This window comes from Acidobacteriota bacterium, from assembly GCA_016208495.1.
In the GTDB taxonomy this organism is placed as follows: Bacteria; Acidobacteriota; Blastocatellia; order Chloracidobacteriales; family Chloracidobacteriaceae; genus JACQXX01.
In genome coordinates, this window is sequence record JACQXX010000052.1 from 45,286 (window position 1) to 69,507 (window position 24,222).

Genomic DNA, 24,222 nt, shown 5'->3' on the forward strand with positions numbered 1-24,222 from the left:
TGGGGTTCGGGGTTCGGGGTTCAGGGTTCAGGGTTCTCGAATTTATGTCCTTTCTGTCTTTTTTTGCCCCGTTCGTCTTTTTCAAACCCGGAACCCGGAACCCGGAACCCGGAACCCAACTATGAATGACCAAACCCTCCACCGCTGGCGATTGATCCTGGGGCGCTATTCCCAGGACCAGCTTTCATGCCAGATGAATCAGCACCAAAGCCGGCTCGAACGGGCCCTCGATTATCTCTATTCACGCGAATACACCGGACGTGGTGTTCGCCAGACTGATGAAAGCCAACCCGCTCCGACTCAATCCAAACCAGCCGGGTCACTTGATCCAAGCCAGTTCAACGTCCCCACGTGGCTCAACGAAGTCCGCGAACTCTTCCCGCACGACACCTGTGAACTGATTGAAAAACACGCGCTTACTCGCTACGGCCTGACCGAACTGGTCACCGACCCTCAGGTGTTGGAAAAACTTGAACCCAATCTGGACCTGCTCAAAATGATTCTGACCTTTCGCGGTCAAATGAAAGGTCAGGTGTTAGAGGTCGCCCGCAAAATCGTCCGGCAGGTGATCGAAGACATCAAACGCAAGCTTGAGGCCGATATCCGGTTGAAACTGCTTGGGAAACTCAATCGGTTTCAGGCTTCCCCACTCAAAATTGCTCAAAACCTGGACTGGCGAGGCACCATCCGGCGCAACCTCAAGCACTATGATCCAGAGCGGAAAAAGCTGCTGATTCAACAGGTTCGCTTCTTCTCACGCGTTGAACGACACTTGCCCTGGACCGTGATTTTGTGCGTTGATCAAAGCGGAAGCATGGTTGGGTCAGTCATTCACAGCGCCGTCATGGCTGGAATTTTGGCTGGGCTCCCAGCCGTAAAAGTTCATCTGGTCGTGTTTGACACGTCGGTGGTTGATTTGACTGACCGCGCCGATGACCCGGTTGAAACTCTGATGAGTGTCCAGCTTGGCGGCGGAACCGACATCGGTCAGGCACTCCACTACTGTGAACAACTGGTGGACATTCCCCATCGAACGGTGCTGGTTCTGGTCAGTGATTTTGCCGAAGGGGCTTCGCCAACTGAGTTGCTTGCCGTCAGTCGCCGACTTCGGGAAGCTGGCGTGTTGACACTTGGTCTGGCTTCGCTGGATGAACAGGCCAACCCGTTTTACGACCACGAAATGGCCAATCAGTTAGCCGAAACCGGTATGCACATCGCCGCCATGACACCCACCCATCTGGCCGAATGGCTGGCCAAACGAATGAAGAATTGAGAATGAAGAAAGCGGCTAGTGGTTAGTGGCTAGTGGTTAGTGGTTAGTGGCTAGTGATTAGTGGCTAGTGATTAGTGGTTAGTTCTTGGTGCTTGCAGCAGTTCTTTGTTTGAATGTTTTCCCAATTTCAAATCCAAAAGGATACCGAATTGGAATACTCATTGACTTCAATCAAGCGAGAAAAAGTCAAGAGTTCCGCCTTCAGGCGGGGTTGTCTCCCAAATTTGGTCTAAAGGGATGCTGGGCCGCCGAAAGGCAGGACTCTTGACTCGATCTCAATTTCCAAATAAAGAATTGCTGTGGTGCCGGCCTCTTAGTTTTTGGTTTTTCTTCGAAAATATTGATTTCTAACCACTAACCACTAACCACTAACCACTAACCACTCTCTTCATTCTTCATTCTTCACTCATTTTATGCCGCAGTTTCCATTTTTTTCAAAAATGAAGTGGCTCTGGTCTGGTACTTCCGGCAAAACGATTGCGATCCTGATGCATGAAAATGATCGGAAGGCTGATCTGTTTCAGTGGGTTATCGCCTATCTGGCAGAGATATGGGAAGCAGATGGCCATCGAGTGAAATTTGTTTTCGGCGTGAACAAATTTGTACCAGCGGATCTGGCGATTTTACACGTTGACCTTTCGGTTGTCCCCGATGAGTACATCGAATTTGGCCGGCGGTACCCCCTCACCTTGAATGGTGAAGTGAACGATATTCGCAAATCAGTTATCAGCACCAACCTGGTCCGTTCTGGCAATACATACTCCGGCCCGGTGATGGTCAAATCTGATTTGAACTATGGTGGTTTCCCCGAACGACGACTCAATCGGTTCCAGGATCCTGGTTCAGCTTCAGGAATTGATTCGCCGCTGGATTACAGGGTTTTTGATAACCTTCACGCCGTTCCAGAAGCGGTTTGGAATTCTCCGGAACTGGTCGTTGAAAAATTTCTGCCAGAATTCGACGGAGACCTGTATTGCATCCGCAATTATCTGTTTCTTGGCGACCAGATGAATTGCATGCGGCGTTTTTCAAAGCATCCAGTGGTCAATGGCAAAACCCAAACTGGCAAAGAAGAAATCGAACCTCACCCCGAAATTGTCGAACTGCGGCACAAACTCGGCTTTGACTATGGCAAATTTGACTATGTCATCCACAATGGCCAGGCAATTTTACTTGATGCGAATAAAACCGTTGGTGCCGTGACTCGATCCAAATCTTCCCCAATTCAAGAGCAACGGCGAATGCGCGCCACCGGACTTTATTCTTATTTTGCAAGAGAGCAAACTCATTGAATTCAATACCAGTTTGTAGTCAGCCGTCAGTCATCAGTCGTTTGCCGCGAGGACTTGAGCGGCTGTTTTTTCTTCATTCTCAATTCTTCATTCTTCACTATGCTTTCCAGCCTTCACCGCCAGCTTGCCGCTTTTGATGACGCCGCCTTCGAAGCCCTCGCCAACAAAGGACTGGTGCGTCGGGCTCGCAAGGATTTGCAAAGTGGTGTCCTGCCTGAAGTTGTGGCTGATACTGAACAGGAACTGGTACTCCGGGTCGCCGAAGCAACCGTGACCTTGACCGAACAGGGGCCCCCGAAAGCCCGCTGTTCCTGCCCCGCCGTTGACGTTTGTCGGCATATCCTGATGGCCTGTTTGTGGGTCAAGGAGTTATCAGTTCCAGCCAATGAAGTTGCCCCGGTTCAACCACTCACGACAACCACAAATGAAGTGGTAAAAGATGATTTGGCGACGGCCACCGACCAGTTGCTTTCCGTTTCTCTGGAGGCGCTCATTCGCTGGGCCGGGAAAACCACGCTGAAACAGGCTCGGAGCGCCTTGCTTTCAAACCCAAGGCTGGAAATTTCGACGGGCGGGGCGATGGTTTTTCAGATTCCTGATTTCAATGTTACCTGCCGGTATTTTTCCCAGTCGGGTCTTATGGGAATGCTGTGTTCGTGCAAAGCTCGCGAAGTGTGCTTTCACCGGGTTCTGGCCGTGCTGCTCTTCCAACAACGGCATGGGAAAACACCCGACGGAGCCGGCTCGGAATCACAAGCGCTGAAAGAATCAAATGAAACACCACGGAGTCGGGCTGATATTCTGAACGCTGCCCAGAAACTCCTTGAAGAAATCGTGGCCATCGGCCTGTGTCATTTGACCGAAACCACCCAACAACGGCTGGCGACACTGGCCATCTCAGCCACCGGGGTCAATCTTCCACGACTGGCGCTTGGGTTGCGAACGCTTTCCAGTGAAGTTGGACTACAACTCCAGCGCAACGCCCGTGCCGACCTGCATCGCTTTTTTCTGATCCTGGCTCGAACCCATGCCTTGTGTCGAGCACTGACTCACACGGATAACCATCACTCCCGAAGCGACCTGATTGGCCAGCATCGAACGGTTTATCACGAAGCTGGCACGTTGGATCTCATTGGAGTTGGGGCATATGCCTGGGAAACTCCGTCAGGATATGCCGGGTTAACCGTGCTCTTTTGGGAGAATTCCACGCGCCAGTGGCACACCTGGTCCGAAGCCCGTCCGGTTTTTCAAGGAGTTGGGTTTGATCCGCAAGCCCGGTATCTCCAGGAAGGCCCCTGGTCAGGCATGCTCAATCCAGCCCAGGTATCACAGCATCGGTTTGCGCTCTTCCGCAGCCGTCGGAACCCACAATTCCGACTTTCGGGCAGCTCACAGAGTCGAGCCTTTCTCAAAAAGATGACCAGCCCCAGGGAATTGCAGTTTGGGTCAATGTTGTTTTCAAATTGGAATCAACTCAGAGCCTACGCCACCACCATCTGGCCAATGGGACTGGCCGAACCCAATCCAAATGCCGGCTTCGTGGTCGTGCAGCCCGCAAGCTGGGGCCAACGCTGGTTTGATGAAACCGAACAAGCCCTTTTTTGGGAATTATTTGATGATACAGGCGATGAGATTCCGCTGATGGTACCCTACCGAAAGCTTGATCAACCACGAATCAACCAGCTTGAAGCACTATCGCCAGCGATGGATGCCATTTGGGGCGTGGTGGCGCGGCTGGAATTACACCGCTCCCAACTGGTGCTCGCTCCGGTTTCGCTGCTCAGAATGCCGGATGGGGATGCTCCGACCGTCATCAATCTCGGGCTCACCGAAACCACCAGCCAGCCGATCAGCAACCTTCCGAAGAAACAACCAGGAAGCGTCATTGAATCAGAAGTGGAAACCGAGGTTGAACCAGGAATTGAGATCGCAGACGACGTTCAATCCCCGATCTCTGGCTGGCTGCAGTCCCTCACTGACACGCTCCAATCAATGGCTGAGTCTGGCGGTGCGACCCTGCTTGTATCGCATCAGACAGCACTTACATCACTGGCGAAACATTTTGAAAATATTGGAATGACAGCAGTTACCACAACCATCAGACCACTGCTGGACACATCCTCGACACGTCCGGGCGCGATGCTGCACGCACGGTATGTTTGCCAGCTTTGCCTTGAAGCCGAGCGAAGGTTGCGACTGGCACCATCGTTTTTGTCCCCCTGCCCCCTCAATGAGATTCGTTGAGCGGCCTCCACTCACCTGATTGGATAAACGCCGCCCAGTAAAACGGATGCCTCCACTTTGGATTTTTCACCATTTCCAGTTGGGTGTTTTGCAGCGCTTCGCTCCGACCTTCCCCAGCTTTCAACCGGCGATAGAAATTGGTCATCAGCTCTTTGGTGCCTTCATCTGAAACCTGCCACAGGCTCATCACTTGCGATTCACTTCCGGCCAGTACCAAAGCACGCCGCAATCCATACACACCATCTCCTTTTTTGACTTCCCCAAGGCCGGTTTCACAGGCTGAAAGAACAACCAGTTTGGTGCCCCATAAATTCAGTTGCGCCGTTTCCAGTGCTGTTAAAATGGAATCTCCGCTTGAAGCCGTTCCGCCGTTGGCTCCGGCAAAAAACAGAGCGGCTCTCAGCAAAGGATTGGCCTCACGAATTTTTTCCAGATTACCATCAGCCTCTCGTTCCAGGAGTCTCAACGGCAGCCCTGGTTCAGAGGTGACGGCTTCCTCTGTCACAACATCGGGTAAAAATGTGCCATGTGTTGCCAGGTGAAGGATTTGTGGACTTTGCAGCCCCAAGATTGCCTGCTTGGTGGCTTCCTTGCGCTTTTTTAAGATGGTTTCTGGGTAAAGTTGTTGAATTTTGGCCCCTTCCTGAGCCGTACTGGCCAACCGTGTCAGGGAATGAAACACCTGCCCACCGAGTTGGGGTCCAGTGCCTTCACCGTAATCCGGGTCTGTGAGCACCAGCGGTGGCGACTGGCTTTCAAGTTTGGTTTGTAACCGGAGCAAATCACGCCCGCTGGTCAAATAGGTTAACGTGTACTTTTCAACCAGATACTTGCCCTGCTCATCCACAAGGGCAGAAAAAGGAATCAGATTGAGTGACCCATCCGGTGAAATCAACAGATGTTTGATCGGACCAGCCAACCGGCGAACCGGTTGCATGACCAGTTGATCCATCAATCGCGCCTGTGCATTCACCGTCACGGCCCTGGATTGTGGGATAGAACTCAGTTTCAAACTTCGAAGGGTTCCAAGTGGGCTTTCCGGGTTGCGTAACACGGCCAGAAAATCAGCTACGGCCTTATCAATCGTCTTCACGTCTCCTAAATCAACCCATTGAATCTCAGGATTTGGAGTTTTGTGCTCCACACTTTGGGTTGATGACCCGGAACCCGGCTTCAACACATAGGCCACATAATGCGGGGTCTCAAACCTTTGGGCTTTCGCATTCAAAGGGCGGTAACTGGCAAATTCGACCAGTACTCCATCTTTTGGAATCGCCTGCTGAACGGCTTCTAAAGTGATGGGTTGGGTTTGTACCTTAAATTTCGTACTCCGGGCGCTCACGCTGGCTTCAGCCTGATCAGCTTGTTCCGTCAAGGCTTTGAGCCGGGCCTGGTAGGCTTCGCCTCCCTCACGCCCTGGTCCCTGCAGGGTAAACTTTGCCAACTGTTGTTTGGACAAGGTGAGTTCATCCAGGAGTTTTTGGTCTTCCGGCGACGCCCTCCGTCTGAGCACTTCAATGCTATTGGCCATGGCATCGAGCGCCCGCCCCTTGCGGCGCAGGATAATCATGAAAGCCGCCCGCAGGGCCTCAGGATCTGTTGGGGCATGGTTGATATTGAGCGAAAGCGTGTCGTCGGTGTGATGAGCGGTTTTTTTTAAATACAGTAATTTCTGACGTTCCGATCCAGTCACCAGGTTGAGCAAAAAATCCTGTTCGGTGAGTTCATTGGTCCGTATCTGAGCCGCCAGAGCCAGGGCGATTTGATCTTGAGCCTGATAGATCCCAGCCAGGTTATTGAAGTTCAACGCCAATGTGGGATGATGGTCGCCAAAAACCTTCGCTCGAATCGCCAGTGCCCGTTCATACAACTCCCGAGCCCTGGAGAAAGTGCCTCTGGCCCAATTAACCATGGCCAGGTTACTGAGACTGGTGGCCACCATCGGGTGATCAGCACCAAACACCTTTTCCCGGATCGCCAGCGCCCGCTGATGAAATTCTTCGGCTTTCGTGACGTCTCCCTTGACCAGATACAAAGCCCCCAGATTGTTGAGACTGGTGGCAACGTCTGGATGGTGCGGCCCCAGAACCTTCTCGCGAATGGCCAGGGCCTGTTGATACAGCGGCTCCGCTTTTGCGAAATTGCCCTGGTCACGATAGACCGCAGCCAGATTGTTGAGATTGTTTGCCAGATCGGGATGATTTGGCCCCAGCATTTTCTCCCGAATCGCCAGTGCCCGCTGTAAGAGGGGTTCAGCCTGGGCATAATCGCCCCGGTTACGATACACCCCAGCTAAATTGTTGAGGCTCTCAGCGACAGCAAGGTGAATCTCCCCAAATACCTTCTCGCGAATGGCCAGTGATCGTTGATACAGGGGTTCCGCCTTTGGGTAATCACTTTGGCTGTAATAGAGGGCCCCCAAATTATTGAGGGTGGCTGCCAGATCGGAATACTGTGACCCAATTTTTTCCCAGATGGCGACTGCCTGCAGGTACAATGATTCGGCAGCCAAATAATCGCCCTTATTGTAATACAGCACCCCCAGATTATTCAGGCTATTGGCCACCTCGGTGTGGTCATTCCCACAGAGCGTCTTTTTTATTGTTAAGGACCGCACCAGCAGATCTTCAGCTTTTGAGAACTCACCTTTTGTCCGGTACAAATTGCCTAAGTCGCTCAGGCATCGGGCGACTTCGAGCGATTCAGGGCCAACCACCTTTTCCCGAATGGCCAGTGCCCGTTGGAACGCCGCTTCGGTCTGCGGGTAATTCCCTTGAGCTTGAAAAATTCTGGCCTGGGTGAAAAGACTGTCGGCCACCAGCGGATGGTCGGCGCCGAAGGTCTGCTCACTTTTTTCAACGGCCTGCGAAGCCAACGCCATGCTTTCCGTGAATTTCCCGGCCTGGCGTAATTTGCCGGCTTTCTCCAGCAGGGTTTCGACCTCAGATTCAACCAGGTTTTCGGCGGTAGCTGCCCGTAAAAGTTTGATGTTCAATTCATATGTACCGGCTGATGACACTTTTTCAACCGAAGCAATTTCAAGTCGGTATATGCCAGCCCTGGCCAGGACAAATGACAGCGGCTCGGGCCCCGCATTGCCATTGGGGCTATCTACTTCTCGGAGCAACGTACCACTTGAATCACTCAGCCGCACAATGACATCAATGCCTTTTTGCTCGACCACAAGTTTCACGTACTCGTCGGCATTTGCAGTGAAGTGATAGGTGTGGGACTCGCCGCCGTTGAGTTTTTGCTCAAGGATTTCGCCAGGACGCGGGATTTGAAAAACTCTTGAAGATGGATTCTCCCCAGATGATGACGGTGAGGGCTGTTCCTGGACAAGACCCTCGGGTAGCACACTCAATAACCCACTCAGGAACAGTATCGCCCCGACAAGATAAACTCCGGCGTGCAGTTTGACACCTGAAACAACCATAGGTCTCGCTTCCTTCAGAACCTGAAAGTACGTCTCTCGCGATTCAGTTGAGCGGTTTCAACTGAGCTTCAAATCTGGTTTGAAACTACAATAAGTCGCACACACTGGTTGCGAAGGTCAACCATAGATTTTCAGAAAAAGGTTTAGAGCATCGTCCTCAGACGAGAAATTTTTGCTTCCGTCCCACTCGTCAGGTCTCACGCCTGAAGCGTTACTCTGAGCCGAAATCACCTGATGGAAATTCCACTCGTCAATTTTCACCGAATTGAAAGCAACGAGAGCGGCAAGGCCAATACCGACTCCAAAACAGACGAAAAACATAGCCAATCGGCTCACAAAATGACGAATCTTTTCTTTCTGTAAATTTTTCCGTGATGGATTCGATGAATTGGAAACTCATGGTTTCAACCTTGTTCCAAAAAAACCCATCACGGAAAAATTTACAGAAGGAATCTTTTTCCCGCCAGGAAGATGAATTTTTGAGCCGTGACCAATTTTGAGGATTTGCTTCGTTGGTGATAATGAACACGAACGACTCACCATTCAAAACACGCCAAGGATGAACTCCCAATGATCTGAAGAAGGGTTCGCTTTGTATATGACGGCCTTTTCACTTTTATTTTTTTGGACAGTCGCTTTCTTTTCACACCCAATACATTCAACACCGTATCCAACCGCTATCGAATCTGACACCACACAAATTAGTTTTCTTCTCTCAGCGTCGCCAGTTCGATTTCAGGCAAATGTTTATTGGGAGCCAGATGGATCACGCTTAGGCGCACTTCTTCAGCTCCAGGCCCCATAAGCGCCAGAATAAGAAAACCTGAATTCCTTCCGTGAACGCCCTTGCCAGGTCTGGGTTTCGTCCTGGCTGTGACCGTGGGCTTCGCACCACGGCTATTACACAACGACCCTGCGGGCCTCAAATCCTTATCCTGGCGCTTATGACCCCAAGCCCGAGGGTTTCAGTCCTACGTTCCCTTACAATTCCCACTAATCCACACCTCAACCTGACCTTTGAGGTTTTTCTGAGTTGATGAAGGAACCAGCTTTACTTGAAAATCGCTTGGGAAACAATTTTTCCGTTTGAAATAGTCACTGGCCAGACTGGCGACGGTTTTGGCTGTCGCGGCATCACCTGGGTCGAAATAGCGCACTTCGTTTGAGTAGGTGCCGGGGATGCGCTCTTCGCCCGGTGCCGGGAGTTGTTTCTGGTTGAGTTCGTCGCGAAACCCTTTGACCAGGGTTCGCTCAATATCTCCTTTAAATTGAACAAACACCGTTGGCAGAGTTGCCACTTTTTTCGGATCGGATTGGGCCGTTTCAGTAATAACCTGAAGGGCATCTTTAATTGAAGAATCGGTTGTTCCCCTGGTTACCTCAATGGCCAGGCTGGGGTTGGTTTCGGAAACCTGCTTGATGACGTTGAGCAATTCCTTGGTTTTTCCATTTGAATTATCTCTGACCACTTCGACGTTTTGATTCGCTTCATTGAGAGCCTGCTGGGCATTCCCCAAAATTCTTTGAACGTCATCATTGACCGCCTGAGCTTTGGTACGGGCGTTCTCAGCCTGAACCAGAGCGTCCTGTAACACAACATTGATATCCTTGTACTTACTCCACCCTAAAACCGAAAGAACCAATAAAAAAGATCCCATCACGACGGTTGCGATTTGGATTCGTTTGTAAAAAATATCCCACACCGCCAGGGCAACCTGATGTTCAACCACTTCCCGGTCCTTAAATTCTTCTTTCAGCAGGGCCTTGAGGAATGCCCGGCCTTCAGGTGTAGTCAATGACAGGTTGGGGTCAAGCAGGGTTCCACAATCACCACAATATTTTTTACCATCCGGGTTGCCAGCACTACATCGTGGACAATTCATAGCGTCGCTCCTTCTTTGGAATGTCAGTCTTCCGGGCTTTTGAACTGGGGATTTTCCGTAGCCTCAAGTGTCAAAACCACTTACCCCTAAACGGATTCCAATGCAAGCGCTGTTTTGGTTTGGGCATTCAATTTGAGCCATCTTTTCAAGTAGGGCTCGAAAAAGCGCTATAACAGGTTGACGACAGCTCTTTGCTGGGCTGAAAATCGGCTATTCGCGTATTGGTGTTCACTCCCCACCCGCTGACGCAGGTGGTACTCACTATGCGCTACTTCGCTACTTCGCTATTTCGTTCCTCAAATGCCTATGTTTCCATTTCATCTTGCCTTTCCCGTCACCAATCTTGAAGCCACACGCTCGTTTTACGTTGAACTGCTGGGATGCACAGTCGGACGCGAAGCCGAGCGCTGGATTGATTTTGACCTGTTTGGCCACCAGATTTCGGCGCACCTGGCTGATTCCGTCGTTGGAAAAGTCGCGTCCAATGATGTTGACTCCAAACAGGTGCCGATTCCCCACTTTGGGGTGATTCTGGACTGGGACACGTTTCATCACCTGGCTGACCGACTGCAAACGGCCCGGATTGAATTCATCATTGAACCTTATATCCGGTTTCAGGGCGAAGTCGGTGAACAGGCGACCATGTTTTTCCCGGATCCAAGCGGCAATTATCTCGAATTTAAAGCTTTTAAGAACCTGGAATCGGTTTTTGCACGCTAACCCAGGCGACAACTCAGGTGAAATTCTGCTGGGAGCAAAGCTTATTTGTGCTCACGGCACGTTTTTTTATTCTCCGCTCCCAGCTCCTTTTTTCCCGACCAGTTCGAGTTCAACCTCCAATTTGACGGCTTTTTCAGACTGAAGGAAGTCGTCTTGAGCCTTCCCCGGTGTGCAAGAGTTGGCGTTCCCCCTGTTCGAACCAGCCAAATTTGCGGTAAAGTCCCTGCTTTCGCCGCTTTTTTGATCAAAGAAAGGTATTCGTTTGAACATGGCAGAAATTTTTGTGAGTACTGACATTGAGGCCGATGGACCAATTCCAGGCCCATATTCGATGCTAAGCTTTGCTTCAGCCGCCTATCGAGCTGATAAAACCCTGGTCAGCACGTTTTCAGCCAATCTGGAAACCTTACCCGGTGCGTCTGGGCATCCATTGACAATGACCTGGTGGGAAACCCAGCGCGACGCCTGGATTGCCTGTCGTCAAAACATGCGGCCTCCTGAAGAGGCAATGAAGGAATATCTCCTCTGGCTCAAACAACTTCCTGGTAAACCTGTGTTTGTGGCCTACCCGGCAGCCTTTGATTTTATGTTCGTGCAGTGGTATTTGATTCGGTTTACAGGCGAGAGCCCCTTTGCCCACTCAGCACTCGATATCAAAAGCTACGCCATGGCCATGCTGAAGTCCAATTTCCGTGAAACGGTCAAACCGGCCCTCCCACGGCACTGGTTTGATGATCTCCCACACACGCACGTCGCCCTTGATGACGCGCTTGAACAGGGAGCGCTCTTTTGCAATATGCTGGCCGATAATTTGAAGATGAAAGAAAGTCAGTAGTCCGTAGTTGATACGTCAGTAGTCCGTAGTCCGTAGACCAAACCTGGATTGTTGAGTCCGTGAAATTTTTGAAAAAAGATGTTCCTAACTGACTCAAATAGAACAAAATCCACTTGACACGAATTCCAAAATCCCAACACTCGACGACTGACGACTGACGACTGACGACTGACGACTGACGACTGACTGATTGAACACCTTGCCCCTCTACTACACTTCCCTTGGTTCGGAGTTTTCAATGCAAGTGCTTTGCTCAGTGTGTTATTACGCAACTGAAGCCCAACAACTTTTTTTCCCATCTCGAGTGTCAGATGAGGTTCGAGAACTCATTCGAAATAACCTTCCCCGGTGGAACGACCAGGAAGGTGTCTGCCGTGACTGCGTTGACCGTTTTGCCAGGGCCAAAGCTCGCGTCTCAATTTATTTTCCGAATGGCAAACCCGTGAAAGACTTCAAAATTCTCCCAACACCGCTTCGATTGGGCGCCAGCCCACGTTATACCGGTAACGGCGTGACCATGGCTTTTCTCGATTCCGGGTTTTACAACCATCCGGATCTGATCCAACCGTTGAATCGGATCGTGAAATATAAAAATATTGTCACGGGGAGCGAAAACATTCAGGAATTGAATGATTGTGACGCATCAAGCTGGCACGGGATGATGACCTCAGTGGTGGCCGCCGGCAATGGATATCTCTCAGAAGGGTTGTACCGTGGCATTGCTTCCAACGCCAAACTGGTACTGGTCAAGGTTGGGAGCGCCCGACGCATTCAGCACGACGATATTCGGCGCGGTTTTGATTGGGTGATTCAAAACAAAGACCGCTACCACATCCGCATCATCAATGTCTCGTGCGGTGGCGACTATGAAGCTTCGTATCTGGAGGATCAACTTTCCATTTCGGCTGAAAAGGCCGTTCGAGCGGGAATGGTGGTGGTGGCCGCCGTCGGAAACGCCGGGCATGACCCTTCGCACCCGGTTGTGCCACCCGCGAGTGCACCGTCAGTCATCACTGTTGGCGGGCTGGACGACAAAAACACGCTTGACTCTAAATTTCACGATATGTACCACTCCAGCTACGGCCCAACGATTGACGGTCTTCAAAAACCAGAAATCATCGCCCCTGGAATCTGGGTCCCAGCACCAATCCTGCCCCAAACCCCAACCGCCGCCGAAGCTGAATTTCTTGACAAACTTGACCGGGCAAATGACCAGAACCTGAAACCAATTCTCCTGGCTCATCCTGGAATTGACAGTGAACTGGATGCCTCAGCCAATCTGGCGCCGTATCTAATTCGCCATCTGGTCAAAATCAAAATTCAAGACCGAAATGTTATTTCTGGTCATTACAAACACGTGGATGGGACCTCGTTTGCCGCACCGATTGTTTCCTCAGTCATTGCCCAAATCATTGAAGCCAATCCAAATCTGACGCCGCTTCAAATCAAACATCTGTTGATCAAAACATCCCAACGACTTTCGCATATTGATACTGACCGTCAGGGGTGGGGAGTGGTCAACCCACGTCGGGCGGTGGTGGCCGCCATCGAAGCCCGCATGAATATCACCGAAAAACGGGGATAGGGTAGGAATGAAGAATGGAGTTAGTGGTTAGTGGTTAGAAATCAATACTTTCGAAAAAGAATCAAGCACCAAGCACCAAGCACTAACTGCTAATCACTAACCACTAACCACTAAAAGATTTCTTCATTCGAATCAGGCGTAGTTTCCGACCGGGTGTAGCCGAATATGCTTGAGTTCATAGCATAATTCAGTGGCGGAGGGTCGCCGGTCAGGCGATTTGGACAACATCCGCATTACCAGATCATCGAGTTCAGGTGGAATACCCGGCGTGATCTCGCGCAATGGCCGAGCTTCTTTGGTCAGATGCATCACGGCCACCGTGCAAATATCACCTTCGAGGGATTGAAACGGCACATGCCCGCATAACATTTGATACAGCGTAATTCCCAGACTGTAAATGTCGGTCCGCCCATCATAGGGCAGGTTTCCAAGCCGCTCGGGTGACATATAGGTCGGCGTCCCAATCACCCGGCCAATCGTGACGTGCTGCAGATCAATTCTGGATTCCCCTAAAAGCTTGGCCAGCCCAAAATCAACGACTTTCACAACTTCCCCGTCTTTGGTCTGGTGGAGGAAAATATTATCCGGTTTGATGTCGCGGTGGACAATTCCGGCGGCGTGGGCCTCGGCCAGGACTTCACAGATTGGAAGGGCAATTTCAACACATCGCTCTGGGGCGAGTCGCCCATGCTGGGAGATTTCTTTCGTCAAAGGATGGCCGCTGAGCAGTTCCATTACCAGGTAGGCAATCCCGGCGGAACTAATCCCAAAATCGAGGATCGAAACCGCATTCGGATGTTGAATCCGACAGGCAGACACGCCTTCGAGCCGAAACCGATCCAAATCGCTCTGAGTGGCATGGCCTGAACGCGGTTGAAAAACCTTGACGGCCACCAGCCGATTCAACCCGGTGTGCATGGCTTCGTAAACCGTTCCAAATCCACCGGTTCCGATTTTCTTTTCCAGCCGGTACTTCCCATCGAGTACCGTTCCCGGCAGGACTTCGGAGAGGGCTGAAAAGATCATCTGCGCCCGCCGGTTTGATTCCATCAGGTCTTCGCGAGAGCGGGTTAATTCTTCATTTTTGCGGGCCAGTTCCGCATTTTTGGTTTCGAGGTCTTTCTGAAGGCGGGAAATTTTGAGCTGGTTTTCGATCCGGGCCAGGACTTCCTCAAACTGGAACGGCTTGGTCACATAATCAACGCCGCCAACTTCAAAGGCCCGCACCTTGTCCATGACTTCATCGAGCGCGCTGATAAAGATAACCGGAACATCCCGACTGCGTGGGTCAGCTTTGAGTTGCTGACACACCTCATAGCCATCCATCTCCGGCATGGTGATGTCAAGCATCACTAAATCCGGCAAACACGAACGGGTGGCGGCCAGCGCCCGGCGGCCACTGGTGGCGACGCGGACGTGATATTTCCGATCAAAAAGCATGCTCGATAGCAGGTTGAGGTTTATTGGGTTGTCATCAACGATCAAGATATCGCCTTTTGAACCGTTGGGTGAACTCATTCACGTACTCTCCATTGGGCTGAACATGAGGAAATTGCGGGCAGTGGCCGAAAGAGTATAGACCACTCCCTGGAAAAAGCCAAAAAATGGCCCCGATGAACTGAAGACTGATTGATTTGGATTTGGGTTCAAGCTCGCACGGACGATGGTGCCGTCAAAACGATGAATGAGTCGAAAAGAAAGGAACAGAATGGAAGTGAAAATGGAGATGAGGGGAGTCGAACCCCTGTCCGCAGACCTTGGATGGCAGAGCCTACGAGCGTAGTCGCTTCCGTCAGATTTCATCTTCGCACAGCCGGAACAGCGACCTGCGCGATACGAAGACTAACCCAGTTTGATCTCGCCCGTCACCCCTGAGTACAGGTGACGGACCAGCCTGTGAAAGTAACGCCCGATCACGAACGCACAGACAACGTGCGTGTCAGACGCTAGCTAGCTTATTAGGCTGCTAGTGCGAATTCCTGCGTGTTGGCAGGTTTTGTTTCCATGCAGGAGCGGGTTACATGGTTCCCGGCACGCCTCTGGTCACCGCATTGCCCACGTCGAAACCGTGACATCCCCATATTCGGTTGTGAAAGAACTGCCTTCGATGTTACCTGCCTGTAACACGAGGCGTCAACAGCCGACAGCAAAGGCACGCCAGAATGAAGAATTGAGAATGAAGAATTGAGAATGAAGGACCTGCTTCCAGGATGTTGTCTGAGTTCTGATTGCTCCTTATGTCTATCAACTCATTCAATCAAATAAAGTTAGTGAACTACTGACTACTGACTACTGACTACTGACTACTGACTACTGACTGGAGCTACTTCTTTTTTCCAATTCCCTGAGCGCAATCCGGAGTTCATTTCGATCCCGTTCATCGCCCAGAATCAGGAGGTTTTCAGGTTCAACACCTTTTTTTACAAGTGGACGGGCGCCACCTGTGATGATTCTCGGAAGGCCGAGTCCCCAGGTATTGACGCTGGCTGCAATGCAGTGGCCAAGATGGCGCTGTTCTTCAAGTTCTTCGCGGGTTCGAATATAAAAGACTTCCCGCTGGCATTCGTTGCAATAGCGTTTGTCAGGATCGTCAAGGATCAAGAGTTCCTCCCAGTACATCGGACATTTGAACTTAAAGTCACACTCGTGGATGACAGATTTTGCGACCATAAAAACCTCATGATTTGTTATTTTGGCATTGCCAGACTGATACCCCTTTGGTTACCACAAATGACCCATTGCCTTAAACTGACTGGCTGGCTGGTGTCTGGTAAAAACATCTTTGTCCAGATCAAAGAAGAGCCCGGCGTTGACAACGGTTTTGATATACCACCAGTGGCCCTGCCAGTCAGGCGCATACCGACCATTTGTCATCATCTGGACCCAATCCCCAGGAGGTGAGCACAATGTCTTTCGCATATGTAACCTGATCGGAGCGCCGCTTGACTGTACAAAGGTTACCCAGGCGTGCTGCTCATTGTGACCAACCGCGATAGACCCAGTTCCAGGAAAAATATAAGGACTTGCAGTGATCTTTTCCAGGGGAGCGGAGAATGAGTTTTCTTCACCAAAATGTACTGAATGGAAAATCACTCGTGCTTTTGGGTCCGGAACTGAATCAACTGGAAACAGCATCTGTTCCGGAACGGCATACCGGGCTCTGGCCAGCGGCCCCACACGTGAAACTTTTGTCCATCTGGTTGTAATCTCCTGCACCAGCAAAACTGGTTTTCTGACTTCAGCTATGTTCTTTGGGTTTCCCATACTTCCCTTTTTCAATCATCTTCTTTCGGCTTTTCTGCCTTCCCAGTCAACATACTGGTAAAACCAAGCGCCAGAGCGGAACAGAAGGTAACCACCAGGGTTCGTTCCCACCACACAAAATGCATATAGTCACTCTCGGTACGTGGCTGGCCGGTTTTCCCAACGTAGCCTTGCGGAGTTTTGCGAATTGGTGCGTCTGGAAATTGCCAGAAGCCATAAAACAACACGCCTATCGCTGTCAGAATACCCGCCAGAAACAGCGCATTCACCACTTTTCCTAACGGCGTTATAGGTTGTCGCTGTCGGTCGAGTGCAGCCTGCCTGTGAACTCTTTCAAGTGCCTGGTCAAAAATGGTGCGGACTTCGCCCATCATGCCTTTTTCAGGAGTTCTGGCTGATGACGCAGTAGTCACGGGTTGATCAGTTTTTTTCATTGGGAATTCCCCTTTATCTGATTTTGAGAGGCTTACCTGATATGAATGAGAAAAGGGTTGATCCTAGATTTACCGCCTGAAGGCGGGACTCTGAGCTTTTTTGTCACTTTCTCCTGTCAATTATTCCCAATCCGTCAGCTTCAGTTACCAGAAACTCATCATTGATTTTGCCAAGCTCAGCCTGGATTTCAGGATCTGCCGCCATGAAAGCGAGTTGAGCATCCTCATTTTTACCAGAGCTTAATCGGTGACGAATCTGCTGTGAAACCCGCTCAATCAAAACAAGCTGTTCAATGATTGGAAGCTGGCCAACGAGTTCTTCAAGCTGAGTTAAATTTGCAGATGCCATAACCAGAAGCCCTCTCACTTTTGAAAATACAGAGCATTGATGATTCATTCGAAGAACCGAAGGCCATGGAATGCTAAAGAACCGGGTTAGTTCAGACAACCAGTTCCAAATTCAAGCAGTTCAATTTACAAGAGTCTGCTCTCCGATCTTGTACGGTCCACTGCTCACTTCTTGCTGGAAGATGATTTTCCGAAAACCCAGCTTGCGAAACTGGGTTGCCAGATGGTCAAAAACCTGGTCACGCTCGGGTTTGCTCTTTCCGAACAGCGTGATTTTCCCAAAAGTCACAATCACCAGGTTTCTGCGGATTCGTCGAGAGGTCAGAAATTTCGGAAGATTGGCTTCTTTCACCAGTTCGTGTGGATCCCGGAAAGGCTTGACCATTGAAAAACTGGCTTTTTGCGGAAAGTATTCAACCACAAGATCAGCTTTTTCACGCTGGCGGTCACCTTCCAGAGCCCACTCCGGTGGCGGTCCTGGCGGTGCCGGTGGCCCCTGAGGAGGAAGAAAAATCGGCTCATTCTCAGTTGGAAGATGCCGATAAATCGGCTCATGTGGAGTTTGCGTGGCTGCCAGAATTGCAAATACACTAAAGCCAACCGCCAGAATAGCAAGGCGTGGATGGTTCATATTTCCTCCGTAGCTCTCTCAAGAAATACCTTCTCACCACGAAACACACGAAACACACGAAAAAATCAATCCAAATTGAACGGCTTTGTTTTTTCAGTCCACCATCTTCACCTGAATGGTCGCCCCCGGAGGCAAATCTTTGACTTGAAACCGGACATTCCCCGTAAAGCCGATGTGTTCGGCAAGCCGCATGTGAACATAATTCTCAAAGTTATAGTTTCCGCCCAGGACCGGCAACAGTTTGAGTCCGTAGCACTTCCCTGGAGGCAAAACCCCGAGGATCGCCCGGAGCTGGTTCACGGTTGATACCTGCAGCACGGTCTCACGAAACTCCGGTTTTTGGAGCTTTGCCTGAAATTCGGCTTGTGAAGCCGCGACTTTTTCAAGTTTTCCTTCGACTGTTTGCAACCAGTACACTGCACCGCCAGCATCGCTCAGAAAAACGTCTCCGCAGGCCGTAAACCGGAGCGGGCGCAGCCCATCGCCGATCAACCATTTCCATTCCTTCGACAGCGCGGTCATGACCTGCCCATCAGCCTGGACATAAAAATGATCAGACGACGTGTTTTCAGGTAATGCTTTACCAAATAATCTGTCAAAAATGCCCATAGAATCCCCCGGCAGATGATGTGTTTTTCCAGATTTTTCTATGGGTCCTGATATTAAGTGGAACAGTCTGGTTCAGCAAATAAACTCGAATATTTCACTCAAATTTGAGCATCCATTTGCTTGATTCTCTGGAGAGCAGAAAGTACCGCTTCCCGAATTTGTTGAAATTGTTCGGCTTTGAAATTGACCTCTGTCCACCATTCCGCTGGAGTATCAAAAAACTCTGTCACAGCACAACTTTCCCGAAAAGCCTGTTCATCATCCTGGCTTTCAACGCCGTAGATGACCCGGTTTCCACAAATCTTGACAAAATTAGTGCTCGTCATCGTGTACGAGGCCCACTCAAAGATGCAAATCGGTTCATTGGTTTGATGATCCATGGGTTCCCCCAACTCAACGCCCAAAGGCACAAAGTCGAATAATCATGAGACCAGCCGCTGTGACTCCAACCAAAAGAAGAGCCACCAAAAAGCCAAGGCAAACCCCAATTGACATGAAACTACTGTATCGAGACGAGTTTGGCTGATTAACCATTTTGATTGAGAAAATCATCCAGGCAATCGGAATGATATAGAGAATCCATCCGAAATCTCGGAAGGTGGTAAAGAATCCCACTTCAACAGGTGGTGAAGGCTCAGGTTGGAAATCAAAACTCAAGGCGCGGTACCTCAGAAAAATTGCCGTCAGGAGCATACTGCCCGTCAGAAAAGCAATCTGCAGTAACCCTAGAATAGCGATTCCCTTTGTCTTCATAACTTCCACCTTCCTCAGCTCAGGTTTCAAACAATTCTTTGTTTGGGTTTCGGGCCATTGAACGGGCTTCATACGACAAACTCAAACTCTGGTCAACCTGATGATAATGGCTTCATGTTGAGGAAATTGATTGAGCAAATCATCACGCTCTGTAATTGCAAACTCAGAAAATGAAAATGCCGGAGCACAAACATTGGTTCCAAAAGCAAACTCAACCCCTTCAGGAATTTCCGCCGCCTGCCAGTGGCCGGTCGGAACAGTCACAACTGGACGTTCACCAGCATCAAAATCAGTACCAAGGCGAAGCACACGATGAGCCCCGGTTGGTTCCAGGACATGCACCAGCAACCGCCCGGCGTGGATCGCCCAAATTTCCTCATTGTTCGTCACCCGATGAAATGCCGAAAACGCGCCGGGTAAAAATAGCCAGTGCCCGGAGGTTCGGTACGGGTCGCGATGTGTTTCAACAAACTTTGGACCGTCAGGGTGGTTAAACCAGTCATAAGAAGAAAGAAGTTTTTCAAGCATATATGAGTTCCCCACTCAATTGAGTAATTTGTGTGACTATCGTTTTTTTGCTGTTGCTTCGATAGTTGCCAGCATTCGATCAAGTTCTGCTCGTGAGTACAATTTGCCGCCGCACACCACGGCATTGATCTTTTGGGTATGTTTGATGTCTTCGAGCGGGTTGGCATCCAGCAATACCAGATCAGCCAGTTTTCCCTTTTCAACCGTGCCCAGGTCTTTTTCCTGACCAAGATACCGTGCCGGATTGAATGTTGCTGACTGAAGTGCTTCCAATGGGGTAAATCCAGTTTTGACCATCAATTCAAGTTCATTGTGGAGACTAAACCCTGGGAAACAATATGGATTGAGCGTATCCGTACCCGCCAGGAATTCAACCCCGGCCTTTCGCATCTGGCCGACGATTTCGAATTGACGTTGCAGCACCAGTTTTGAGAGTTCGTAATCTTCGGCGGTGCGCGCCTTGAAGCGAAAGTCATTGGCTGGATCCCACTGAAACCTGATGCCAGCGGGCATGTACCGGAGTCGGGGATCATTTCGAAATTCAGGGTCGGTCAGTGAGGCAATGCTTCGCAAAACAGTGAGCGTCGGGCATTGCCAGGTGCGATGCTGTTTGAGTTTGGCAAATACACTGGCTGCCTTTTTGGCGTCGTAACTTTCGATAATTGAACGGGTCAACTGTCGGGCCGCCGCCGGGTCGCGAGTCCCGAACCCGGCGGCACTGGCGCTTGCCTCCTCCTGGGTCTTGCGCAATTCGTCTTCTTTTGCAGAACAGGCCGTCAGCATCCCCGTCAAATGCTCAACGCTTTGCTGACCTGCCTCGGCGGCTTCAGCCACGGTGACTGCTTGTGGAATATGTCCGGCAAAGGCAATGCCTTGTTTTTTCGACTCATCGGCAATCGCAAAGAAGGCTTCACGGGAAAGCAGACTGTAAACCTTGATGAAATCAGCACCTTCTTGTTTTGCCGTTTTTACAGCCTGCCGGGCTTCAGCTTCGTTACTGACCGCAACCGAGCCCGGCCAGATAGGTCTTGGGCCATCAATAATCGGACTGGCAATGACCAGGCGCGGGCCAATGAGTTTTCCCGCTTCGATGTCTTTGCGCCACTCGTGATGGAGCGAAAGTCCCCACATCACCCGCGCACCAGTCACTCCGTTGGCAACAAAGAGCGACAGGTACTCCGAGTCATACCAGTGGATGTGCATATCCCACAGGCCGGGGATCAAAAATTTGCCTTTTGCCTCCACCACCCGCGCATTTTTTGGGATCCGCACCGAGTTGTGTTTCCCTAACTCGGAAATCCGGTCACCCTGGATGATCACCGTCATATCCGATTTGGCTGGACCACCCGTGGTATCAATGATGGTGACGTGGGTGAAGACAAGTGGTTTGGAAGGTGTTTTTTGCGGCGGATGGGCCAGTACACAGGCTGGCAGCAACCATAAGAAAAAGAACATGAAGAATTTTTTCATCACCAGAACCAGCCGAAAATGCCAGCCTTGAAACCAGGGTCGGCTTTCGGTTTCCTTTGACTCCGTAATTGTTTTTCGTGAGTAACCGGGTACAATAAACCCCGACGATCCATCATAAACTGAATCACCTGCCAACGCACCCTCTATCTGGCTCCCAGGTGACACCTGATGAATGACCCACTTGCGACCAGATACTGTTTTTTATTGGAGCAATTGAACTTATGGAGACCATACCTCAGAATAAAACTTCATCCAGCTATGTCGGTCATCCACCGCTCGTTGTCCAGGTGCAACCAGTTTTCAACCTCACTGACGACCAGCTTTATGAGTTTTCTCAACTCAACCGTGACCTGCAAATCGAACGCAATTCACGAGGGGAATTGATTCTTATGCCGCCAACCGGAGGCGAGACCAGCGAACGCAATGCTGAAATCACGATGCAACTGCGACTGTGGGCCAAACAGAACGGAGAAGGCACGACGTTTGATTCTTCTGGTGGTTTTTTACTTTCGAACGGCGCCGTCCGCTCGCCAGATGCCGCCTGGGTCAGGTACTCACGCTTGAATGCGTTGACTGCCGAAGCCAGGAAAAAGTTCATCCCCCTGTGCCCGGATTTCTTGATTGAGCTTCGTTCCCCGACAGACAGTTTGAGTGTCATTCGAGAGAAAATGCAGGAATATCTTGAGAATGGAACCCAATTGGCCTGGTTCATTGATCCAGAACAACGACGCGTGTACGTCTATTCCGCACCTGACCTGGTTTGCGAACTCGAAAACCCGGAAAAACTCTCTGGCGAACCGATTCTTCCAGGTTTTGAGTTAAATCTTGGCGAAATTTGGTAAATGATTGATTCTTTTCGTGTATTTTGCGCATTTCGTGGTTAAGGCGTTCAGGAGTTTTCAATAAAGCACTTAAATCTTTTTCTCTAAGCTAGCCAACAAATCGGTCACATTGAACCAAACCGTTGTTCCGTCTTCACAGGTCAGATTGTCGAAACTTCGATCAGCTTCCTTGATGAGTGCTTGCGAACCGAATTTCTTCCCAAAGAACTCGATCACGTCATATTCATCATCGGTTCGTGTCACCTGAAAGGGTTGTTCCCGCGAGCCATCCCCGGTTGAGAGAATCCCTTCCAGGATCAGTTTACTCAATTCGGCTTCCATTCGGGCGGCTGGTTCGTCACCCAATTTGTGATGGAGAACTGAAGCCAGTATATGGGCCCTGGGATTGAGAAACCAGTTGGGCATCAGGGCCATGAGGTTGTTGAGGGCGGAAACAAATTTCCCGGCGTCAACCAGCGAATAGATCTCCTCCAAATCACTGCCGTACGGGTCATAGGCTGGAGAGTTGATAAAAGTCTGCCGGAGCAGGTCAAAGGTCTTCGCTGATGGAGCCAGCATATACACGTCAAAGGCTTGCAGTACTTGAGCATCCATAATCTTTCTTTTCCTGGTCAATCCCTCATTCAAAAATAAAGGTGCGCCGGTCATTGACACCAAATGACACTGGCCAACCTGCATCACAGGTAGAACCTGGATCAACTTTAGATCTCACTGTGCTCTTTAAATTATAGAGATAAGCATACAAACTCAAGTCTCTCAATTCAAAAAAGAGTTATAGCTGTTAACAGCACGTCTTGGCCATGAGATGCAAAACCAGAAGCAAAACACCAAACCCAATACAAACCCAACAGAAAACCTGAGCCTGGGCTTTTGGAATTCCCTGTATCTGAGGTGGTGTTTTTGTTTCAGGAGACGGCGAAGGATGAGAAACAATGAGGAATGCAGTTAACCCAACTCCAAAACACATGATCGCAAACCCCAGGTACAGGTTTTCTGCAATGTGGTCAGGCTCCATAAAGAGGCTGAAGGCGGAACACAACCCCAAAAGATATGACACCAGTGCGATTCGCCAACCCACTTTTGAAACCAGTGGCTGACGAGATGAACTCCAATCAGCGACATCTACGTCTTTACATCGCAGACACACCCCCGATTCAGGAGTAAACCTATCCTCCTGATGACAAATTTCACACCGTTGTGGGAGCGACTCAGTTTTGATCTGGAGTTTTTGGGTCATCGGATGGTTTGGATAATTGCTTCAGACTGGTTCATCACCTGACAAATGAGGAGAGAGACGAATTTTTTTACCAATCTCTGCCCCACTCGGCCCAAGGATATGAAACGGAGGAAGTCCCCATTCCCGATACCGCAGCTGACTATCCTGACTGGTCAATTTGGAACGATTGAAAAACACATCAATGAACGTGTGATCCTCGTCATAACCTGAAACCACCAGATTGATCCAGACAGGGACTTTGCCGTCAACCCACAACCATTGCCCGGCTTGCTTTCCGTCAACCCCAAGCAATTGTTCTGGAAAGAGAATCCGCCCGCCAATAAACTTTACCTGCCCGGAATCAAGCGTTTCCAGGATGCCGCCGCGAAGATTGAACCGCAATGAACGTGGCAATTGATCAGATACCAGTTCCTGGGCAAATTCAAAGCACTGTACTGCAGCTTGTTCAAAGACTTGTGCAAACTCAGATTTGGTCATTCCGGGCTACCATTCTTTGTTTGATTCCTTGTGTGACTGATTCGCGGCTGGTTATAACGGCAACCGTCATTTTGGGAATCAACGGTTTGGGTGAAATGAATACACTCTTAAGTACCTTACCGAAAATTTCCAGACATTTTAACCACGGAAAACACGGAAAACACGGAAAAAAATCAAGCACTTCCCAAATCCAATATCTCAGGAAACTTATGACAAGGTACTTAGAGCGTGTCGCAGAACTCAATCTGTAAAAATCCAACCGGGTTTATTGAGAAGTTGGTGGGGTTGGAAGAGAAGTTGACCATCGATCTTTGACAAATAGACTGAGGAGAACTCAAGCGAGGGCAGTCGCGGATGAGCG

The 24,222-nt window shown here is 50.2% G+C and carries 23 protein-coding genes and 1 other RNA gene; 7 read left to right on the top strand and 17 right to left on the bottom strand.

The features are described from left to right. Positions 1 to 121 precede the first annotated feature (121 nt). From HY774_08765 to HY774_08775, 3 genes are all read left to right on the top strand, one after another. Positions 122 to 1,273: a VWA domain-containing protein gene (locus tag HY774_08765; GenBank protein MBI4748570.1), complete on the top strand. Its 1,152-nt coding sequence runs from the start codon at positions 122 to 124 to the stop codon at positions 1,271 to 1,273. Positions 1,274 to 1,686: 413 nt separating this feature from the next. Beyond that, complete coding sequence (locus HY774_08770; GenBank protein MBI4748571.1) at positions 1,687 to 2,565, top strand: hypothetical protein; 879 nt, start codon at positions 1,687 to 1,689, stop codon at positions 2,563 to 2,565. Between the two features lie 99 nt (positions 2,566 to 2,664). Continuing rightward, entirely contained in the window at positions 2,665 to 4,809 is a 2,145-nt protein-coding gene (locus tag HY774_08775) for an SWIM zinc finger family protein (protein ID MBI4748572.1), read from the top strand. Here HY774_08775 and HY774_08780 read toward each other — a convergent pair. After that, positions 4,793 to 8,245, bottom strand: coding sequence for a CHAT domain-containing protein (locus HY774_08780; GenBank protein ID MBI4748573.1), 3,453 nt, complete (start codon positions 8,243 to 8,245; stop codon positions 4,793 to 4,795). The genes HY774_08775 and HY774_08780 overlap by 17 nt on opposite strands. Before the next feature lie 971 nt (positions 8,246 to 9,216). Further along, positions 9,217 to 10,128, bottom strand: a complete 912-nt coding sequence (locus HY774_08785; GenBank protein MBI4748574.1) for a hypothetical protein — start codon at positions 10,126 to 10,128, stop codon at positions 9,217 to 9,219. 300 nt (positions 10,129 to 10,428) lie between these two features. Here HY774_08785 and HY774_08790 point away from each other — a divergent pair, with 300 nt between their 5' ends. The 3 genes from HY774_08790 (at position 10,429) to HY774_08800 (ending at position 13,268) form a co-directional block, all read left to right on the top strand. Further along, on the top strand, positions 10,429 to 10,848 hold the full coding sequence (locus tag HY774_08790) for a VOC family protein (GenBank protein ID MBI4748575.1): 420 nt from the start codon (positions 10,429 to 10,431) through the stop codon (positions 10,846 to 10,848). A gap of 268 nt (positions 10,849 to 11,116) precedes the next feature. Next, complete coding sequence (locus HY774_08795; GenBank protein MBI4748576.1) at positions 11,117 to 11,683, top strand: exonuclease; 567 nt, start codon at positions 11,117 to 11,119, stop codon at positions 11,681 to 11,683. Positions 11,684 to 11,921: 238 nt separating this feature from the next. Continuing rightward, positions 11,922 to 13,268: a S8 family serine peptidase gene (locus HY774_08800; GenBank protein ID MBI4748577.1), complete on the top strand. Its 1,347-nt coding sequence runs from the start codon at positions 11,922 to 11,924 to the stop codon at positions 13,266 to 13,268. Between the two features lie 132 nt (positions 13,269 to 13,400). Here the strand turns inward: HY774_08800 and HY774_08805 are convergent, their stop codons facing one another. The 12 genes from HY774_08805 to HY774_08860 all read right to left on the bottom strand — a co-directional run bounded on the left by HY774_08805 (position 13,401) and on the right by HY774_08860 (position 21,290). After that, positions 13,401 to 14,786, bottom strand: a complete 1,386-nt coding sequence (locus HY774_08805; protein MBI4748578.1) for a protein kinase — start codon at positions 14,784 to 14,786, stop codon at positions 13,401 to 13,403. A gap of 200 nt (positions 14,787 to 14,986) precedes the next feature. Then, positions 14,987 to 15,347, bottom strand: a transfer-messenger RNA (tmRNA) gene (gene ssrA, locus HY774_08810). Between the two features lie 231 nt (positions 15,348 to 15,578). Next, complete coding sequence (locus HY774_08815; protein MBI4748579.1) at positions 15,579 to 15,938, bottom strand: hypothetical protein; 360 nt, start codon at positions 15,936 to 15,938, stop codon at positions 15,579 to 15,581. A 51-nt stretch (positions 15,939 to 15,989) separates the two neighbouring features. Next, on the bottom strand, positions 15,990 to 16,532 hold the full coding sequence (locus tag HY774_08820) for a hypothetical protein (protein MBI4748580.1): 543 nt from the start codon (positions 16,530 to 16,532) through the stop codon (positions 15,990 to 15,992). Positions 16,533 to 16,543: 11 nt separating this feature from the next. Beyond that, positions 16,544 to 16,966, bottom strand: a complete 423-nt coding sequence (locus HY774_08825) for a hypothetical protein (GenBank protein MBI4748581.1) — start codon at positions 16,964 to 16,966, stop codon at positions 16,544 to 16,546. Positions 16,967 to 17,069: 103 nt separating this feature from the next. Beyond that, a complete protein-coding gene (locus tag HY774_08830; GenBank protein MBI4748582.1) occupies positions 17,070 to 17,315 on the bottom strand; it encodes a hypothetical protein in 246 nt (81 codons plus the stop codon). Positions 17,316 to 17,435: 120 nt separating this feature from the next. Beyond that, positions 17,436 to 17,945 carry a hypothetical protein gene (locus tag HY774_08835; GenBank protein ID MBI4748583.1) on the bottom strand — a complete coding sequence of 170 codons (510 nt, stop codon included), beginning with the start codon at positions 17,943 to 17,945 and terminating at the stop codon, positions 17,436 to 17,438. Positions 17,946 to 18,038: 93 nt separating this feature from the next. Beyond that, on the bottom strand, positions 18,039 to 18,554 hold the full coding sequence (locus tag HY774_08840) for a DUF1851 domain-containing protein (GenBank protein ID MBI4748584.1): 516 nt from the start codon (positions 18,552 to 18,554) through the stop codon (positions 18,039 to 18,041). A 98-nt stretch (positions 18,555 to 18,652) separates the two neighbouring features. Continuing rightward, entirely contained in the window at positions 18,653 to 18,934 is a 282-nt protein-coding gene (locus tag HY774_08845) for a hypothetical protein (GenBank protein MBI4748585.1), read from the bottom strand. 13 nt (positions 18,935 to 18,947) lie between these two features. Further along, positions 18,948 to 19,307: a hypothetical protein gene (locus HY774_08850; protein ID MBI4748586.1), complete on the bottom strand. Its 360-nt coding sequence runs from the start codon at positions 19,305 to 19,307 to the stop codon at positions 18,948 to 18,950. Between the two features lie 81 nt (positions 19,308 to 19,388). Beyond that, a complete protein-coding gene (locus tag HY774_08855; GenBank protein ID MBI4748587.1) occupies positions 19,389 to 19,835 on the bottom strand; it encodes a cupin domain-containing protein in 447 nt (148 codons plus the stop codon). 36 nt (positions 19,836 to 19,871) lie between these two features. Next, entirely contained in the window at positions 19,872 to 21,290 is a 1,419-nt protein-coding gene (locus HY774_08860; GenBank protein ID MBI4748588.1) for an amidohydrolase family protein, read from the bottom strand. A 236-nt stretch (positions 21,291 to 21,526) separates the two neighbouring features. Between HY774_08860 and HY774_08865 the strand changes: the two genes are divergently transcribed. Continuing rightward, entirely contained in the window at positions 21,527 to 22,147 is a 621-nt protein-coding gene (locus tag HY774_08865) for a Uma2 family endonuclease (protein MBI4748589.1), read from the top strand. Positions 22,148 to 22,216: 69 nt separating this feature from the next. Here HY774_08865 and HY774_08870 read toward each other — a convergent pair whose 3' ends face one another. The 3 genes from HY774_08870 to HY774_08880 all read right to left on the bottom strand — a co-directional run bounded on the left by HY774_08870 (position 22,217) and on the right by HY774_08880 (position 23,861). Continuing rightward, positions 22,217 to 22,741 (bottom strand): DUF4919 domain-containing protein, encoded by a 525-nt coding sequence (locus HY774_08870; GenBank protein ID MBI4748590.1) that lies wholly within the window; start codon positions 22,739 to 22,741, stop codon positions 22,217 to 22,219. A 187-nt stretch (positions 22,742 to 22,928) separates the two neighbouring features. After that, entirely contained in the window at positions 22,929 to 23,384 is a 456-nt protein-coding gene (locus tag HY774_08875) for a hypothetical protein (protein MBI4748591.1), read from the bottom strand. A 21-nt stretch (positions 23,385 to 23,405) separates the two neighbouring features. Next, complete coding sequence (locus HY774_08880; GenBank protein ID MBI4748592.1) at positions 23,406 to 23,861, bottom strand: hypothetical protein; 456 nt, start codon at positions 23,859 to 23,861, stop codon at positions 23,406 to 23,408. Positions 23,862 to 24,222 lie beyond the last annotated feature (361 nt).